This window comes from Arthrobacter sp. UYCu512 (assembly GCF_040547075.1).
Lineage (GTDB): Bacteria > Actinomycetota > Actinomycetes > Actinomycetales > Micrococcaceae > Arthrobacter.
This window is the reverse complement of the sequence record NZ_JBEPPA010000016.1, coordinates 24424-39623: the sequence shown is the minus strand read 5'-3', so window position 1 is coordinate 39623 and position 15200 is coordinate 24424. Positions and strand designations below refer to the sequence as shown.

The 15200-nt window shown below is 65.3% G+C and carries 18 protein-coding genes; 8 read left to right on the top strand and 10 right to left on the bottom strand.

The features are described from left to right. The first annotated feature begins 7 nt into the window (after positions 1–7). The 6 genes from ABIB49_RS15965 to ABIB49_RS15940 all read left to right on the top strand — a co-directional run bounded on the left by ABIB49_RS15965 (position 8) and on the right by ABIB49_RS15940 (position 4466). A complete protein-coding gene (locus ABIB49_RS15965) occupies positions 8–736 on the top strand; it encodes an ABC transporter ATP-binding protein (protein ID WP_226775927.1) in 729 nt (242 codons plus the stop codon). Further along, positions 733–1635, top strand: coding sequence for an ABC transporter permease (locus ABIB49_RS15960; RefSeq protein WP_354157348.1), 903 nt, complete (start codon positions 733–735; stop codon positions 1633–1635). The genes ABIB49_RS15965 and ABIB49_RS15960 overlap by 4 nt, the downstream gene beginning before the upstream one ends. Beyond that, the gene (locus ABIB49_RS15955) at positions 1628–2596 is read left to right on the top strand and encodes an ABC transporter permease (protein WP_226775929.1); all 969 of its coding nucleotides are present in this window, start codon (positions 1628–1630) and stop codon (positions 2594–2596) included. Before ABIB49_RS15960 ends, ABIB49_RS15955 begins: the two co-directional genes overlap by 8 nt. A 4-nt stretch (positions 2597–2600) precedes the next feature. Beyond that, positions 2601–3179, top strand: a complete 579-nt coding sequence (locus ABIB49_RS15950) for a hypothetical protein (protein ID WP_226775930.1) — start codon at positions 2601–2603, stop codon at positions 3177–3179. A 190-nt stretch (positions 3180–3369) separates the two neighbouring features. Next, positions 3370–4179, top strand: a complete 810-nt coding sequence (locus ABIB49_RS15945) for a DedA family protein (RefSeq protein WP_226775931.1) — start codon at positions 3370–3372, stop codon at positions 4177–4179. Further along, the gene (locus ABIB49_RS15940; RefSeq protein ID WP_354157347.1) at positions 4176–4466 is read left to right on the top strand and encodes a hypothetical protein; all 291 of its coding nucleotides are present in this window, start codon (positions 4176–4178) and stop codon (positions 4464–4466) included. The genes ABIB49_RS15945 and ABIB49_RS15940 overlap by 4 nt, the downstream gene beginning before the upstream one ends. Positions 4467–4661: 195 nt before the next feature. On the opposite strand, the gene ABIB49_RS15935 is transcribed toward ABIB49_RS15940, so the two are convergent. The 6 genes from ABIB49_RS15935 to ABIB49_RS15910 all read right to left on the bottom strand — a co-directional run bounded on the left by ABIB49_RS15935 (position 4662) and on the right by ABIB49_RS15910 (position 11361). Then, on the bottom strand, positions 4662–5990 hold the full coding sequence (locus tag ABIB49_RS15935; protein ID WP_226775933.1) for an MFS transporter: 1329 nt from the start codon (positions 5988–5990) through the stop codon (positions 4662–4664). A gap of 99 nt (positions 5991–6089) precedes the next feature. Then, entirely contained in the window at positions 6090–6470 is a 381-nt protein-coding gene (locus ABIB49_RS15930; protein ID WP_226775934.1) for a RidA family protein, read from the bottom strand. Beyond that, positions 6467–7207, bottom strand: a complete 741-nt coding sequence (locus tag ABIB49_RS15925) for a hypothetical protein (RefSeq protein ID WP_226775935.1) — start codon at positions 7205–7207, stop codon at positions 6467–6469. Before ABIB49_RS15925 ends, ABIB49_RS15930 begins: the two co-directional genes overlap by 4 nt. After that, positions 7200–8192 (bottom strand): membrane dipeptidase, encoded by a 993-nt coding sequence (locus ABIB49_RS15920; RefSeq protein ID WP_226775936.1) that lies wholly within the window; start codon positions 8190–8192, stop codon positions 7200–7202. The genes ABIB49_RS15925 and ABIB49_RS15920 overlap by 8 nt, the downstream gene beginning before the upstream one ends. Next, on the bottom strand, positions 8189–9907 hold the full coding sequence (locus ABIB49_RS15915) for a hypothetical protein (protein WP_226775937.1): 1719 nt from the start codon (positions 9905–9907) through the stop codon (positions 8189–8191). Before ABIB49_RS15915 ends, ABIB49_RS15920 begins: the two co-directional genes overlap by 4 nt. A 2-nt stretch (positions 9908–9909) precedes the next feature. Further along, positions 9910–11361, bottom strand: coding sequence for an aldehyde dehydrogenase family protein (locus ABIB49_RS15910; protein ID WP_354157346.1), 1452 nt, complete (start codon positions 11359–11361; stop codon positions 9910–9912). Positions 11362–11489: 128 nt separating this feature from the next. Here ABIB49_RS15910 and ABIB49_RS15905 point away from each other — a divergent pair, with 128 nt between their 5' ends. Beyond that, positions 11490–12389: a LysR family transcriptional regulator gene (locus ABIB49_RS15905; RefSeq protein ID WP_226775939.1), complete on the top strand. Its 900-nt coding sequence runs from the start codon at positions 11490–11492 to the stop codon at positions 12387–12389. A gap of 177 nt (positions 12390–12566) precedes the next feature. Next, positions 12567–12731, top strand: a complete 165-nt coding sequence (locus ABIB49_RS15900; protein WP_226775940.1) for a hypothetical protein — start codon at positions 12567–12569, stop codon at positions 12729–12731. A 182-nt stretch (positions 12732–12913) separates the two neighbouring features. Here the strand turns inward: ABIB49_RS15900 and ABIB49_RS15895 are convergent, their stop codons facing one another. From ABIB49_RS15895 to ABIB49_RS15880, 4 genes are all read right to left on the bottom strand, one after another. Beyond that, positions 12914–13474, bottom strand: a complete 561-nt coding sequence (locus ABIB49_RS15895) for a hypothetical protein (protein WP_226775941.1) — start codon at positions 13472–13474, stop codon at positions 12914–12916. 146 nt (positions 13475–13620) lie between these two features. Beyond that, on the bottom strand, positions 13621–13974 hold the full coding sequence (locus ABIB49_RS15890; protein WP_226775942.1) for a hypothetical protein: 354 nt from the start codon (positions 13972–13974) through the stop codon (positions 13621–13623). Continuing rightward, positions 13949–14563: an anti-sigma factor gene (locus tag ABIB49_RS15885; protein WP_354157345.1), complete on the bottom strand. Its 615-nt coding sequence runs from the start codon at positions 14561–14563 to the stop codon at positions 13949–13951. Before ABIB49_RS15885 ends, ABIB49_RS15890 begins: the two co-directional genes overlap by 26 nt. Beyond that, the gene (locus ABIB49_RS15880) at positions 14560–15129 is read right to left on the bottom strand and encodes an RNA polymerase sigma factor (RefSeq protein ID WP_354157344.1); all 570 of its coding nucleotides are present in this window, start codon (positions 15127–15129) and stop codon (positions 14560–14562) included. The genes ABIB49_RS15885 and ABIB49_RS15880 overlap by 4 nt, the downstream gene beginning before the upstream one ends. Between the last annotated feature and the right edge of the window lie 71 nt (positions 15130–15200).

Below are 15200 nucleotides of genomic sequence, written 5' to 3'. Positions count from 1 at the left end.
GACGGACATGGCAATTCAAACCAGCATGCTGGCTAAGACCTACGGATCGAAACAGGCCCTTGAGGCCCTGAGCCTCGAGGTTCCCCGCGGTGAGATCTTCGGCCTGCTCGGACACAACGGGGCGGGAAAAACCACCACCGTGAACATCCTGACCACGCTGCTTCCGGCCTCATCCGGCACGGCACGGATAGCGGGCCATGACGTCACCACCGGCGCCGATCTGGTGCGCCGGTCGATCGGATACCTTCCGGAGAATGTCCAGTTCTACGACAACCTCACGCTGGCGGAGAACCTGATGTTCTTCGCCCGGCTCTCCGGGGTTCCTGATCCCGCTGCCCGGATCGCGGCGGCACTGGAGGCCGTGGACTTCACCGGCCACGGCCAGGAGCGGATGTCCACGTTTAGCAAAGGGATGCGTCAACGGGCCGGGATCGCTCAGGCCATCCTGCACGAACCGAAGGTGCTGTTCCTGGACGAACCGACCTCCGGGCTGGACCCGCAGGGTGTGGCCAAACTGCGGGAGATCATCATCAGTCTCAACCAGTCGCTGGGGATGACCGTGTTTATGAATACCCACCTCCTGGCAGAAGTGACCAAGACCTGTACCAGCATCGGGATCCTTAGCTCAGGACGGCTGATCTACCAGAACTCCGTCGCGGCCACGCTGGGGGCTTTCCCGGACCAGGCGTCGCTGGAAGACATTTACCTCCACATCGAAGCAGGCACCCCCTCATGAGCCCGTGGGCTGCCACCGTCGGGCATGAACTGCGCAGCGCCGGCCGTGAACGCCTGCCCCAACTGCTCCTCGTCATCTTCATCGGCATGACCGCATCCGCTGCGTTTATCGGCTCGGCCGCGAAAGCAACCGTTACCGAGGTCTATAACTCAGCGGCCGGCCAGGGCCTCACGAGTGCCCCTAATCCGTTCGGAAATGTCCCGCCGCTCTACTACGCCCGCAACACCGTCATTTACATCCTCCTGATTGGGGCTCTGCTGGCCATCGTGACCGGCGTCCAGTCCGCGATGCGTGACCGGCGTGCCCGGACGGTCGATCTGGTCCTTACCCGGCGCCTGTCCCCGGCCGGGTACCTGTCGGCGAAAATGACCGGCATCAGTCTGGGGCTCCTCGCGGTGCTGGGGTCCTCGGCCCTGATCAGCGCGGCCTGCATCAGCGCAGTCACCGGAACCATCCCCGCATTCGATCAGCTGCTCCGACTCCTCGCGCTTTTCGGCGTGGCATGGCTTTTCCTGCTCTTCTTCGTGGCACTGGGCATGCTCAGCGGGATCCACGCATCCAGCTACACCTCCGCACTGCTGGTCCCCATCGTGATCTGGAGTGTCATCATCTTTGTGTTGCCGCTGCTCGGTACCGCCGCGCACCCCGTCTCGCTGCTGAACCCCGTGACACCGCCCGCAGCCCCGCAGACCGGGATCTTCGCACTCACCGGATCCCTCACCGGTCCCTTGTCCCTCGGGGAGCAATTCAAACACGTCGCCGCAATCCTGCTGAAGGACCCCCAGGCCACCGGCACCATGGCCGGCGGGATCACGGTGATCCTGGCCTTCCTCGCGGCCGGTATCAGCGCGGTCGTCCTGACCGGGCGGACCAGTATGCGAAAGGAACTTCATGACTAGCCTTATCACGCTCTGCGGGAAGGAACTCCGGGACCTCTCCCGCAACCGCTCCGTGCAGCTGCTCATCGCCTTCCTGGCCGTTGTCGTCGTGCTCTCCGTCCTGGTCGCGGCCGCAGACTTCCGGACCAAAACTGCCGACTACACCAGCTACCTTCAGGCCCTCAAAGCCAGCGGCGGTGCCGTCAATGCCCCCCCGCCGGATCTCTTCCCGCTGCAGATGCTCCGGGCGGGCATGGAGTACCTGGAAATCGTCGGGAGCCTCTTCGCCGTGATCCTCGGTTATGGACTGATCGCTAAGGAAAAGAACAACGGGACCCTGGAACTGCTCTTCACCCGTCCGCTAGGCCGGTACAGCTTCGCCGCCGGAAAAATCCTGGCCGCCCTCATCATCTGGACCGCCGTCACCACAGCCCTGTTCGCCGTCATCACCGCGACCCTGCTGATTGCCGGCAACGCACCCCTGACAGGAACAGACTTGATCCGGCTGATCATTGCCGCAGCGCACACCACCATCTACCTCACCCTGTGGTCGCTCGCGGCGCTGGCCTTGGCCGCCCTCACCCGGGCCCCGGGTACAGGGCTGATCCTTGCCCTGGTCCTCTGGCTCGTCGTGGTCCTGATCATCCCGCAAATCGGCGACACCATGGACCCGGATAACCAGATCCCCGGCGGCCTGTTCGCCAGCCTCCAAATCGACAAAGCCCACGAACACGCCGTCATGGCCAACTTCACCGGCTACGAAACATCCCGGGACCTCATCGAACAAACCTCCCTGACCAAACAATACGAACGCCCCCTGTTCGCCTGGCTCGGCATCAAAAACCAATACAACCAACAGTCCCCGGCATTTGTGTGGGCAGGGACCTTCAACCACACCCTCTGGCTCCTCGCCGGATTCGCCGCGGCAGTCACCGCAGCACTCCTGGCCGGCACCCGGGACAAACTCCTCCGAAAGGTCTAAAACCATGAAGACGCTCACCCTTAAGAAAATTCTCCCCCTGGCACTGTTCGTCATCGCCGCCGTGGCCGGGATCCTGATCTGGCAGGGGACCTCCGGGGCCGGCACGCCATCGGCCCAGCCCTCATCAGCGGCTCCCGCGGCCACCGTGCTGCCCGTCACGAAAAACCCCATCACCGCTACCGGGACCGCCCCCGGACTGACCATCAGCAAGGCCAAGGCCGAAGACAACACCGACCCGCAGACCAACGCAGCAGTTCCGGACCGGCTTCAATTCACCCTGAGCAACTCCACCGCCGCGCCGCTTGGCGGCCTGGAGGTTTACTACACCATGAAGGATGCCGGCACCGGACAGACGGAGTCCTACTACCAGAAACTCGACGGACTGACCCTGGCACCGGATACCTCCGCCACAGTGTATTTCGACAACGGCACCGGCCCCGGTCACTACCCGGAAAACAAATACAGCCTCTACCGCACCTCCACCAATGAAGTAAAAATCAGCGTAGAAGCAGCCGCACCCGGACTCGCCCCGGCCACCGCGACCGCCACCAAAGCCAAAGGCACCGGCGAAAAAATCGACTAAGACGGGCGCCCGCCGGGGCCACGCACCGGTCTAGGGACACGCCTCAGGATCCCCTCAGGCGTCAGCATCCATGCTGGTAGTACCGATACGAACCCGCAGGAGGCACCACCATGCAGATCCCTATTAGCCCGGGCCCGACCGCCGGTAATGGATCGATGCGCCCGGCGGACCGGCAGCAGAAGGTCAAGTCATGACCTGGATCATCGACGCTGTCCGCAACGCCGGGCCCCTGCCCGCCTACCTAATCATTACTGCCCTGGTCTTCGCCGAAGACGCCCTGTTCATCGGTTTCATCCTGCCCGGCGAAACGGCAGCCGTCCTCGGCGGGGTCCTGGCCAGCCAGAACCATCTCCAGCTCTGGCTGGTCCTGGTCCTCGTCATAGCCGCAGCCATCATCGGAGACACCGTCGGCTACCAGATCGGCCACCACTTCGGGTCCCGGATCCTGCAGATTCCCTTACTCCAAAAACGACGGACCCAACTGGACCGGGCACGGGAACTGCTCGCCCGCAAGGGAGGATCCGCCGTGTTCCTCGGACGGTTTACAGCGTTCTTCCGTGCCGTTATGCCCGCCCTCGCCGGGCTCTCCCACATGCCCTACCGCCGCTTCCTGGCCTTCAACACCGCCGGCGGCACCATCTGGGGGGCCGCGGTGGTCCTCGCCGGATACTTCGCCGGAAACGCCTACCTTACGGCCGCCAAAACCTTCGGACCCACAGTAACCATCGCGCTGCTGGCCGTCCTCACGGCCGCGGTGGCAGCCTGGTACGTCCGAAAAAGGATCAAAGCCCGAACCGGTGAGGGCCCTGCTGCGCCGCTATTCCAAAGCGAAACTCCCGGCCAGCCAGTATCTTGGGAAACCAATCATCCCGAAGACCCGCAGCCGCCGATGCGTTCTGCACGCGCATGCACGGTCCCGTGGGTGTCTGTGCTGGACGAAGCAAGGCCTTGCCAGCAGGTCCCGATAACGAACGCTCGCAAGCAAAGGACGAGCCGATGAACTCTAAACAGCCCCAGGGTCCCAGGACCGGAACGGCACCCCGACCCCAAGGACCTGAAAACGACACGGCCATGTCGCTGCACGACCAGGCCCGGGACATCATCCAAGCGGTCCTGACCGACCCCGACCCCCAAAACGCCTCTGTCAAGGCCACCCTGCGCAGCCTACTCACTGTCCACCCGGATGACCACATCGCCGTACTCCGGGAACGCCTGATCCTGACCCGGGGACTGGACCGTACCTCGGGCAGGACTTCCGGAAAAATGCCGGACTCGCTGCGGAACTGAGGACCCTGTCACGGTTCGACATTGCCTGGAGATGACCATGATGGGGCTGGCGTGGCTCTGCGGCCCGAAACAGTCCCGGCCCCTTTCCCTGGAACGCCGGGGTAAAGCTGGGGGCGGGGTCGTCTCACGCGGTGGCGGGAGCGGCATGGCCTCGGATGGACAGTCGCTCCCGCTCGCTGTGTTTGGTAGGTGGTGTCAGGGGTGGAGGGCGGCTGCTTGTTCGAGGTTCTGGCCTTTGGTTTCGGGGGCCATGAAGAAGCTGACGGCCGCGCCGAGCAGCGCGATGCCAGCGGCGATCCACATCGTTCCGGAGAGCCCGAGGTGGGTCAGGGCCAGCGGGGTGGCGAAGGTGCCGATGGCGGCGCCGATGCGGCTGGTGCCGGTGCACAGTCCGACGGCGGTTGCCCGGACTTTGGTGGGGAAGAGTTCGTTGGGGTAGATCCATTCCAGGATCGAGGGGCCGCCGTTGAAGATGGCGTAGAAGGCGAAGGCCAGTGCGATCAGGCCCAAGGGCGCGGTGGGGAAGATCGCCAGGAACAGCAGGCCGACGCCGGAGAGGATGAAGCCCCAGATCAGGACGGGCCTGCGGCCGAGCTTGTCCACGACGAGGAGGGCGGCGACGTTGCCGACGAGGAAGAAGAGGTTGATCAGGCCGTAGCCGATGTTGGCTTCGTCGCCGGACTGGAGGTTGAACAGGGCCAGGATCTGGGGTCCGAAGGCGTAGATGGAGAACAGGGTCACGATGGTGCAGGTCCAGAAGATGGAGATGAAGATGACCCGGTGCAGGTAGCCGCCGGTCAGAACCAGTTTGAAGGCCTTGGCGGTGCTGAGTTTGGCCGCGTTGGGGTCATGGGCGGTGATGCCGTCCAGGGTGGCGCCCTCGCCGATGGTTTTCTTCAGGATCTCCAGCGCTTCCTGGTGCCGGCCTTTGCCGACGAGCCAGTGGGGGGACTCGGGGATGGTGGCCCGGGCGATGAGGATTAGGACGGCGGGCACGGCGGAGGAGGCAAGCATCCAGCGCCATCCGTCGTCAAAGGAGAGGAGCCAGTAGCCGACGAAGGCGGCGACGGTGGCGCCGACGAACCACATGGCGTTCAGGCCGCCGAGGAGCCGGGCACGCCAGTTCTTGGGCACGAATTCGGCGACCAGGGATGTCGCGATGGGATAGTCGGCGCCGACGGCGATGCCGATGAGCAGCCGCAGGAGGAACAGCTGCCAGGGTTCCTGGACGAAGAACTGGGCGATGGAGAACACGATGATGGCCATGAGGTCGATCGTGTACATAAGCTTGCGGCCGATTTTGTCGGTGATGTTGCCGAAGATCAGGCCGCCGAGGAAGACCCCGATCAGGGCGGAGGCGCCGATGAGGCCGTTCCACCAGTCATTCATCTGCCAGGCCGGGATGATCTGGACCAGGGCAATGCCGATGATGGCCAGGATGTACCCGTCGAGGAACGGGCCCCCTGAGCTGAAGAGGGTGAGGCGTTTGTGGAAGGAGTTCAGCGGCGCTGAATCGATGGTCATTTGAGGTGCAGGTGCTGGTGCGTGGGAAAGCATGGTGGTTCCGATCTGGGATGAGGGAAAACGACGTTGGTAACCCAACAGATCCGTGGCCGTGGTCGGTCAGGCTGTTACGGCTGCGACCGCATCGATCTCGATGCGTTTTTCGCCTCGGAACCGCGCAACCTGCACGGTGGTCCTGGGAGGCAGGGGGTGGCCGCTGAGCCTGGTGAGGTAGGCGGCGTTGTAGTCATCAAATTCGTCAAGGTCGGCCAGGAAGACCGTGAGCTTGAGCAGGTGGGACAGGGTTGACCCGGCGTGTTCCAGGGCGGCTTCGAGGTTGTCGAAGGCCTGGGTGACCTGGCCTGCGATGTCGGCCGGGACGGTGCCGTCTTCCCGGGCCGGTATCTGCCCGCACAGGTAGATGATGCCGCCAGTTGCAGCGGAGGCGGAGTAGGGACGCGGTTGACCATCGGTGAACTGGGTCCTGGTGATCGCGCTCATGCGTCCGGCACCAGGTACTTCCGGGACATCTGGTACATGCTCTGCCATTCTTTCTCCCACATTGTCAGCGGTTTGGGCGCGATGAAGGTTGTTTCCGGGTTCGTGTGGACCCGTTCGGGTAGCGCCATGACGACGGTGCTGTCCCCGGCGGTTTGCGGAATAAGGACCGCGACTGCCTCCGATGCCAGGGCCTGGGTGGCCGAAAGCTCCCCCTCGGTGACGGTGAGGTAGTCGGTGGCGTCTCCGTCATCCGGTGCCGCGCCGGCGTGGGCGGTGGCGATGATGATCCGGCGGCCCAGGGAGGCGGTGTGCCTCAGCACCAGGTCATTCCAGAGCAGTCCCGGGATGCGGGCATCAGATGTGCGGGTCACGGATACTTCTCCGGCCGGGGCGTCCGCGGCGAGGTCGAGGAGCTGGAGTGCGGTCCGCAGGGGAGGCTGTCCGGCGCAGTCAAGCTCGCGCAGGGTGCCTCCCACCCAGGACGTGTCCCGGGCCGTCGCCGGCCGGAGGGGTGTTCTCCAGTCCGCGTCCAGCAGTTCTTTCAGGAGGCGGAGACCGGCGTGTGCTTCGGCTTCGGCGCGGAGGACTGCGAGGGCTCCTTCCTGGGCCTCGAGGGGGTCCGCGCCGGCCGCGCAGAGGGACCGGAAGGCCGCTTCTTTGATTTCGCGGGGCTGGACGGTGGTGGTTCTGTCCGTCTGCTGCCCGTCCAGGGCTGGACCGGTGATGGTGTCAGACATGCGCGTGTTCCTTTGTGGTGTCCATGACTTGGGTGAAGAGCCGGGCCCAGTTCCCGCCCATCACGGCTGTGATGGTGTGGTCGGTGAGGCCTGCTGCTGCGAGGCCGTCGGTGAGCCGGGGAAAGTCCAGGGGGCCGGTGAACCAGTCCGGCCATTGGGGCCAGGTCGGCGTGTTCTGCGGATCGGTCGGTTGCCAGCGGCCGTTGCGGAGCCAGCCGACGAATTCCTGGTCCCAGCCGCGGGTGCAGTCGCTGCCGATACCGATGCTGGTGGGCCCGTATTGGTCCACCATGCGTGCCACCATCGTGCAGAAGCTTTCGAGGGTGACGTGTTCGCCGCCGCTGACGGTGGGGTAGAGGCAGCAGCCGATGACGCCGCCGCGGTCCACGAGCGGCTGGATGACGTCGTGGGGTTTGTTCCGGGGCGTATCAAAAAACCAGAGCGGGTTTGAATGGGTGATGGAGACCGGCACCGAGGATGCTTCGATGGCCTCGCGGCTGGTCCGGTATCCGACGTGGGAGAGGTCGATGAGCATGCCGACCCGGTTCATTTCTTCCACAATTACCCGCCCGTAGCGGGTCAGGCCGGCGTCGTCGGCTTCGAAGCATCCGCCGCCGATCAGGTTCTGGTTGTTGTAGGTCAGCTGCGCAATCCGGACCCCGAGCCGGTGGAAGAGTTCAACGTAGCGGTAGTCATCTTCGAAGGGGCTGGCATTCTGGAACCCGAGGAACACGGCGATCTTGTTCTGCTCCTTCGCGGTTTCAATGTCTGCCCCGGTTGAGGCCAGGAATGCCAGGTCCGGGTTGCGGTTGACGAGCTCCAGCCACTGGCCGACGGACCGGAGGGTGTCCGCGGCGTTTTCCCAGACGGCGCAGGTCGCGTTGACCGCGCTGACGCCCCCGGTGCGCAGTTCTTCCAGGACGGGGCGGCTCCAGTTGCTGATCTGCAGGCCGTCCACGACGGTCAGCTGCTGGTGCAGGCTCATTTTCCCTGCTCCTTCGGCGCTGTCGGGAAGAGCCAGTCGTCCTCGTCCGTTCCGTGGTTGATGTCCACCGCGCGGGGGGCTCCGCTGAACAAGGTCACGCGCAGCCAGTCCGTTGACTGCGGGCTGAAGTTGTTCATCCCGTAGCTGGCCAGCTGAAAGCGCTGGGTGCTCAGGGGCAGGAATCCACCGTCGATGAGGTTGTCCTGCAGCTCCCCGTAGAGGTAGGGGCGGGTCTGCTGGACCCGGGACGCGGCGAACCGGTGCCCGGGGTGGGCCAGGAGGAACTCCGCGATGCTCTGATGTGCCGGAAACCGTTCCAGGTCCGCGGTGAGGGCATTGATGCGGCGGGCGATGTCCGTGCCGTGCTCGGCGGCACCTTCGGGCCGGGCTGCGCGCAGGTCCCGGCGGGGCTCTTCGTTGGCTGCGGAAGAGAACCAGTAATAACGCGTCCTCTCCGGATCGTTGAAGTCGTAGCCGCGGGCCCAGGCGTAATTGGTCTCCAGCAACTGCCTCAGTTCCCGGCAGGGCATGGCCGCGTCGAAGGGTGCGGCGCCGTCAACTCTGAGCAGGGACTCGGCGTCCTCGTCGAAGTCGGTACGGAGTTCGATGACGATGGAGGCAAAGATCCCCCGGGCTTCCGGGCTGAGGCTTGCGGCTTTCTCGTGCAGGCGGGCCAGGACCGGGGCGGGTTCCGTCGCGGCGGCCATGTGGGTCCGCAGCTCTTCCAGGAGCTGCTGGACCTGGGGTCGGATCGCATCGGTGGGCAGGAAGGGGGCGGTGTTCAGTGCGTGTTTCTCTTCCAGGTGGCGGTCAGCCTTAACCAGAAGCTCCGCGACGCGGGCAAGATCGGGATGCCCGGGTGCGTAGTCCCGGCCGAGCCCGGCGGCGAGCGGAATTTCCCGCAGCCGGCACCAGGCGTCCAGATAGTCCGGGTGGTTGATCACGAATGGGACCATGCCCAGTCCGGTGGCGTTGCCCAGTCCCAGGTAACGGCTCCACGCCGCGTCCAGCGGGACCGCGGTGGTGCCAGCCGCCGAGGCTTTGGCGCGGGCGACGTGTTCAACCATGTCCATGCTGAGTTCTCGCAGCAGCCAGGCGGTGAGCATCTGGGACCGGTAGGGTACGGCCAGCGGGTGGTCGGCGGGGATGTCCGTGAATTCCTTGAGCCCGAATTTTCCGTTCCCGTAGAACGCGGTGCTGCGGATTAGGTACGGGCTGGGGCCGATGGCGTCGACGTCGGGCTGGGACCCGGCGGCCAAACAGTCGCTGACGTAGTCAAAGAAGCGTGCGCTGCGGTTCGCCCGGGTCAGGACGATGGTGTCCGGATCGACGCGGCCGCGTTCCTGGACGGGAACATTGCGCCGCAGTTCAGCTTCGCGCTCCGGCGTGAGGTCCCCTTCAATGAGGGCCGCGGTCACGTCCCAGGCAGCCGCGATGACCCGGTCGGTGCGTTCGCTTTCCTCCAGCGTGCGGCAGAAAGCGATGAAGGTCAGCTGCCGGCCTTCGGCGTCCACGGTGTAGACGGCGGTGCCCCGGGCGTCGGCGTCGAGATCCAGGCGGGTCCTGGACACGGACCACTTCCGGGCTGCGGCGCGGCGGAGCATGGTGCGGGCAAAGCTGTGCCGGGTGGACCAGGCACCGTTCATGTCGGTGCCGGAGAGTACTTCCTCCGGGGTCCGGAGCCCGTGTGCGGTTCGTTCGTCCTGCAGTGTCATGATCATGCCTTCGCGGGTGCCAGACGGAGATATGCGGTCTTTTCGTGGGTAAAGAAGGCCGCGGCGACGGTACTGTTCTGTTCCCGGGGGCCGGCAAAGGTTGAATCCTTCATTCCGCCGAAGGGTGCATGCAGTTCGGAACCGGTCGAGGGCGCATTGACCTTGACGAGGCCGGCGTCCAGATAGGTCACGCACTGCCGGGCGGCGCGCTCATCGCTGGTAAAGACCGCGGCCGTGAGGCCGAACTCGGTGTTGTTGGCCAAGGCGATGGCTTCGTCCAGTGTTGCGGCGCGGAGAATGGTGACCACGGGGCCGAAGACCTCTTCGTGGCAGATCGTCATCGACTCCGGCCCGGTCAGCACGGTGGGCAGGACGTAGTGCCCGTCCCCGGCGGGAGCGGTGGCCTGAGCGAGGATTTCCCCGCCTTCGGTGATGGCCGTCTCGATCGCGGCGTTGATTTCATCGCGGGCGGAGCCGGAAACTACGGGGCCGATCTGCACCGACGGGTCAGTGCCCGGGCCCAGGACAAGTGCGGAGACTTTCTCCTTCACCCTGGCCAGGAACGCCTCGTGTCCGTCGCCGACGAGGATGATCCGCCGGGTGGCCGTGCACTTCTGGCCGGTGGAGCCCATCGCGGCGTTGACGGCGCTGGACGCGGCCAGTTCGACGTCGGCGTCGGGCAGGACGAGAGTGGCGTTGTGTCCGCCGAGTTCCATCTGCAGTTTCGCGCCGCGTCCACAGACAATCCCGCGAATGTGGTGGCCCACCGGAACGGACCCGGTAAACGTCACGCCCGCCACGGACGGATGGGAAACGAGTTCAGAGCCCAGCGGACCCGGGCCAAGGAGCAGGTTCGCAACGCCGGCCGGCACACCGGCCGCGGCCAGGATGTCCATCAGCAGGACGGACACTCCGGGGGTGTTGCTGGCGGACTTCCAGACCACCGTGTTGCCGTGCAGCAGTGCCGGTGCGATCTTCCAGGCCGGGATCTGCAGCGGGAAATTCCACGGCGTGATCACCCCGACGATCCCCAGCGGGCGCCGCACGGTCAGGATCCGCTCCTCGGGGTGGCTGGAAGGGTATTCGGTGCCGACAGGGTTCCTGGCAGAGCCTGCGTGGTACTCGAACGTGTCGGCGGACGCGTCGACCTCCATCCTGGACTCCGCCAGGGTCTTGCCGTGCTCGGCCGTCATGACGCGGGCTATCTCCTCGGCCCGTTCCCGGATCAGTGCCGCCGCCGCCGACAGAATCCGGCCCCGGGCCAGAATCCCCAGCCTGTCCCATGCCGGTGCGGCGTCAGCAGCAGCCTGGATCGCCTGCGCCAGCTCCGCGGAACCGGCCTGGTGATACGTTGTGACCGCTTCCTCCGGCGCCGAGGGGTTGAACCGGGACGTCGTGTCCCCGGTCCCTTCAACCCAACTACCGTTGATAAAGCTGCTGGCGGGCTTGGTCATGACGGGCATTCTCGAACCTCTTAGTGTTTGTTGATCTGTGACTGTCCTCACGATCAACGGTAAACCCGAAACCCGGCCCAAAGAAGTATCTATTTGACTCCCATCAATACTCACTTAGTCTTGTTCGTATGAACCTTCGTCGCCTGGAGCTTTTCGTCGCAGTGGCCGAAGAACTGCACTTCAACCGAGCCGCCGAGCGGCTGCACATGGCCCAGCCGCCGCTGAGCCAGCAGATCCGCAAACTCGAAGAGGAATGCAAGACCCAGCTGTTCGTGCGCAACTCCCGCAACGTGCAGCTCACCGCCGACGGCGAACTGCTCCTGAAGCACGCTCGTAAAGTCCTCAGCCAGTACGGCGCCATGACCGCGGCCCTCCGGCAGGCCCGCGACGGCGAAATCGGCAAACTGCGTCTCGGCTTCGTCTCCTCGGCGGCCATTTCGGCACTTCCACCCGTGGTCCGGGAACTCCGGTCCCACTGGCCCGGCATCGACCTCGAGCTCCGCGAGGAAACCACCGACGCCCAGATCGAGCTCATCACCGCCGGCGCCCTGGACGCCGGAATCGCCCGGGAAGTCCGGACCGTGCCGGGCCTGGGCACCACACTCCTGCAAAACGAACGCCTCGTAGTTGCCGTCCCGACAGACCACCCCCTGGCGACCCGCACCTCAGTCGGGCTCGGAGAACTGAAGGGGGAGAGGTTCATTGCCTTCCCGCGGGACCGGATCTCGCGGCTTTTCGACCACATCGCCGCCTTGCTCCACGCCGCCGACGTTGACTTCGATCTCGCCCAGCAAGCCGTCCAGTTCCCCACCATCCTCGGGCTCGTCGCCGCCCACCTGGGCATCGCAGTCGTCCCGGAATCGCTCCGTGCCTTCGCCATCCCCGGCCTGGCCTACCTGGACATCGAGGACACCAGCGCCATCTCCCGCGTCAGCCTGATCTACAGCAACGACATGACAGACTCGCCCCTCGTCGCCAAAGTCAGGGTCGCCTGCCGGCAGACGATGGGAGCGCCGGAGACCGGCTAGTGCGGGCCGTAGCGGGGCGGTCTTGCGGTGATGTCAGGCGGCCTGGTCGCCCAGGCCGCCGTCGACGCCGCGAAATCCCAACAGGACAGACTCCTGCGTGGCGGGTAGAAGACATGATGGGGGTGGAAGGGATGGCCCGTTGTTCAGGCACCCGTCGGCGGCGGGTTGGTCAAACCGATGTCCGCTCGCTGGGAACAGTACTTGAACAAGGCCGAAGAAGAAGCGCCTAGGATCAAGGCCCACGCCCAGAACGCGCCCCCGGCTAGAGACCAGGTTACCGAAGCGGCCCAGAACTACCTGCCGACCCAGGAAGAATCAGGATCCTGCGCCCACCGGCTGTGATCGGCGGGGCATCCCCACCGCGTCCTGGCACTGCGGCAAGTGGATTTATCGGCCCGGTAGACCCACTAGCCGATCTCGTCGCCACCAGCTGCTCGCCGCCGTTGCCCTGGCGCGTTGGGGCGGGCCCGGACACAGCTAGTCCTTGCGCGTCGGCCGTCAAATTCGTTGCTGGCCAACTACGATCACCTATCATCCCTGTGCCGTGCCGGGTCCGCCGTTTCCGGCACGTCGGGATCGGCGGCCCCGGATCGGCCGGACATCTCCTGCCCGATGAACTCATAGTGGGCGAGCATGTCGGCCACGTTGGTGCCGGGGCATCCGCTTTCGTCATCAAGCCAACTGAAGACAAAGTCGCTTGCCGTGAGAAGTTCATTGTCGGTGAAGTCGTTCAGGCGGGTGCGGTGGCCGCCGCCCGGGCTGACCGCGGACCGTGCGGACAATGATGGGTTGCGTTCCCGGGAGCGTATGTCCAGAGAGATGCCCCGGCCCCGGACAGGTAATGCTCCGGGGTCGTTGCATGCGGCTTCCAGGTCTGTGCGCAGTCCGGCAAGGGCCGCTGACTCCACGAACGTGGCATGGCCCAAGCGGACCAGGATGTGGGCTGTAGGCCGAATCTGCCGGATTCTGCAGGCAATACTTATCAGCGCTCCCCGGGAGACTTTGGTGAGGTTGCCCGCTATCTCGACGTGGACGGTGTCCGATGGGGTGTCTAGAAAGACAAACGCGTCGAGGCAACGATCCATGGATCGTTGCCTCGACGGGATATCGGTCGAGGCCGTGGGCTGATGTGGTGGCCAGTGGACGGTGCCGTCAGGGAGTGCGCAGCGCGCTGCCGGGGTGGGCTGTCTGCCGCTCCCGGCGACGGAAGGGCCGGGCGCTGGCCGGCGTGTCACGTCGTCGGTCCTGTCCCGCACGGCACGTACCGGATGGAACTGATTTCCACAACGACGTTCACGGTGCTTCCCCTCGGGTTGTCAGCGAGGCTGGTGCGGAGGATCTCGGCGATGTTGCGGGCGAGGTCGGTGGCCGGGACAGTGCCGTCCGCTCCGACCCGGACCCTGGCGGTTGTCGAGGTACCTTCGGTGCTGACGAACACACGGTCCGTGGCCGGATCACCGGGTGCCGGGGCCAATGCCTCCTGGACTCGGCGCGCCAGGTATTTCCAGGCCGGGTCTGCTGGGTAGAGGGTGTGGACCCCTTCCAGGGACATGATCAGTTTACTGAGGCGGGCGGTGTCGGTCATCGTCCCGTCCTTTCGTTCCGGGCGGGGAGGGGGGACGGAGTTCGGTGATGGTGATGTTCAGCGCGGCGATGTTCAGTTCGGAGTGTGTGGCCAGGGCTGCGGCGAGTTCCGCGCGCAGGGTCGCTGCGAGTTGGGGGAGGCGGTAGCCATACCTGGCCGATACATCGACGTTCACGATGATCGGCGCTCGAGGGGTGGTGACGGCGCCGGCAAAGCGGCATTTGCCGATCATGACGCCTTCGACCGTGTCGCCGACGGAGCGTACGAGGCCAGTCAGGGCTCCTTCTGTCTGGAACAGCACGTCGCCGGCGAGCCCGGGTGCGACGGGGATGCTGCGCCCAGCCTTAATCTCCAGGTTAAGGTTAGCGAGGATGTTTTCCAGCCAGGGCGAGTCGTCCCGGGCTGCCTCGGCGAGATCTTCGGCGAGAAGGTCCCGGGTAAAGGCCTGGAGCCTGCGAAGCCCGGCCAACCCGGCCTGGCACTGTGGGCAGGTACTGATGTGATCAACATCATCGGACGTGCCTTTGTCGAGGTAGTCGCTGAGGTCTTCGATGGTGCGTCCGCAGCCGGTGTCGGTCGTGTCGTTCATCGCCAGTCCTCCATTTTCTGGGCCAGTGTGGTCCGTGCTCTGGCCAGCCGTCCGCGGACGGCGGCTCGGCTGATGTTGAGGGTTTGGGCGATGTCCTCATATGTTTGCCCCCCCAGTTCGCGCAGCACCCAACATCGTCGTTGCTCTTCCGGCAGCGCGGCCAGCGCGCGTTCGAGGGCTTGCGTGCCGGTTATTGTGATGGCGGAGGACTCGGGCCCCGGCGCGGGGTCGGCTAGGTCTGGGGTGTGTTCGATTGTGGCGTGGGATTTGCGGCGGCGGAGGACGTCAACAGCCAGGTTGCCTGTGATCCGCAGCAGCCAGGGACGAGCGGCGGACGCGTCGCGGAGCCCGCCGATCTGGTTCCAGGCCTGGATCAGGGCTTCCTGGACGACGTCATCGGCCTCTGTCGTCGAGCCCAGGACTCGGCGGGCGTAGGCGCGCATTATTGTCCCGTGCCTTCGTGCCAAGAGCTCGAATGCGTCCATGTCGCCGTCGCCGGCCCGCCGGGCCAACAGCTCGTCGCTGCCTTCGGCGAGGGCTTCGGCGATGGTGTCGAGAGTAGTCAAGTTCTCTGCCTTGTCAGAGCTGCAGGTCGTTGGGGTAACAGCCGGGCCGGGACGGGAGTTCGGCACCGCGG

Coding starts and splice junctions, on each gene's coding strand:
- ABIB49_RS15885 (WP_354157345.1), bottom strand. CDS start 14,563: ATGAACGACACGACCGACACCGGCTGCGGACGCACCATCGAAGACCTC.
- ABIB49_RS15900 (WP_226775940.1), top strand. CDS start 12,567: ATGTCCGCTCGCTGGGAACAGTACTTGAACAAGGCCGAAGAAGAAGCG.
- ABIB49_RS15940 (WP_354157347.1), top strand. CDS start 4,176: ATGAACTCTAAACAGCCCCAGGGTCCCAGGACCGGAACGGCACCCCGA.
- ABIB49_RS15960 (WP_354157348.1), top strand. CDS start 733: ATGAGCCCGTGGGCTGCCACCGTCGGGCATGAACTGCGCAGCGCCGGC.
- ABIB49_RS15965 (WP_226775927.1), top strand. CDS start 8: ATGGCAATTCAAACCAGCATGCTGGCTAAGACCTACGGATCGAAACAG.
- ABIB49_RS15905 (WP_226775939.1), top strand. CDS start 11,490: ATGAACCTTCGTCGCCTGGAGCTTTTCGTCGCAGTGGCCGAAGAACTG.
- ABIB49_RS15915 (WP_226775937.1), bottom strand. CDS start 9,907: ATGACACTGCAGGACGAACGAACCGCACACGGGCTCCGGACCCCGGAG.
- ABIB49_RS15895 (WP_226775941.1), bottom strand. CDS start 13,474: ATGGATCGTTGCCTCGACGCGTTTGTCTTTCTAGACACCCCATCGGAC.
- ABIB49_RS15925 (WP_226775935.1), bottom strand. CDS start 7,207: ATGTCTGACACCATCACCGGTCCAGCCCTGGACGGGCAGCAGACGGAC.
- ABIB49_RS15955 (WP_226775929.1), top strand. CDS start 1,628: ATGACTAGCCTTATCACGCTCTGCGGGAAGGAACTCCGGGACCTCTCC.
- ABIB49_RS15935 (WP_226775933.1), bottom strand. CDS start 5,990: ATGACCATCGATTCAGCGCCGCTGAACTCCTTCCACAAACGCCTCACC.
- ABIB49_RS15945 (WP_226775931.1), top strand. CDS start 3,370: ATGACCTGGATCATCGACGCTGTCCGCAACGCCGGGCCCCTGCCCGCC.
- ABIB49_RS15930 (WP_226775934.1), bottom strand. CDS start 6,470: ATGAGCGCGATCACCAGGACCCAGTTCACCGATGGTCAACCGCGTCCC.
- ABIB49_RS15910 (WP_354157346.1), bottom strand. CDS start 11,361: ATGACCAAGCCCGCCAGCAGCTTTATCAACGGTAGTTGGGTTGAAGGG.
- ABIB49_RS15920 (WP_226775936.1), bottom strand. CDS start 8,192: ATGAGCCTGCACCAGCAGCTGACCGTCGTGGACGGCCTGCAGATCAGC.
- ABIB49_RS15890 (WP_226775942.1), bottom strand. CDS start 13,974: ATGACCGACACCGCCCGCCTCAGTAAACTGATCATGTCCCTGGAAGGG.
- ABIB49_RS15950 (WP_226775930.1), top strand. CDS start 2,601: ATGAAGACGCTCACCCTTAAGAAAATTCTCCCCCTGGCACTGTTCGTC.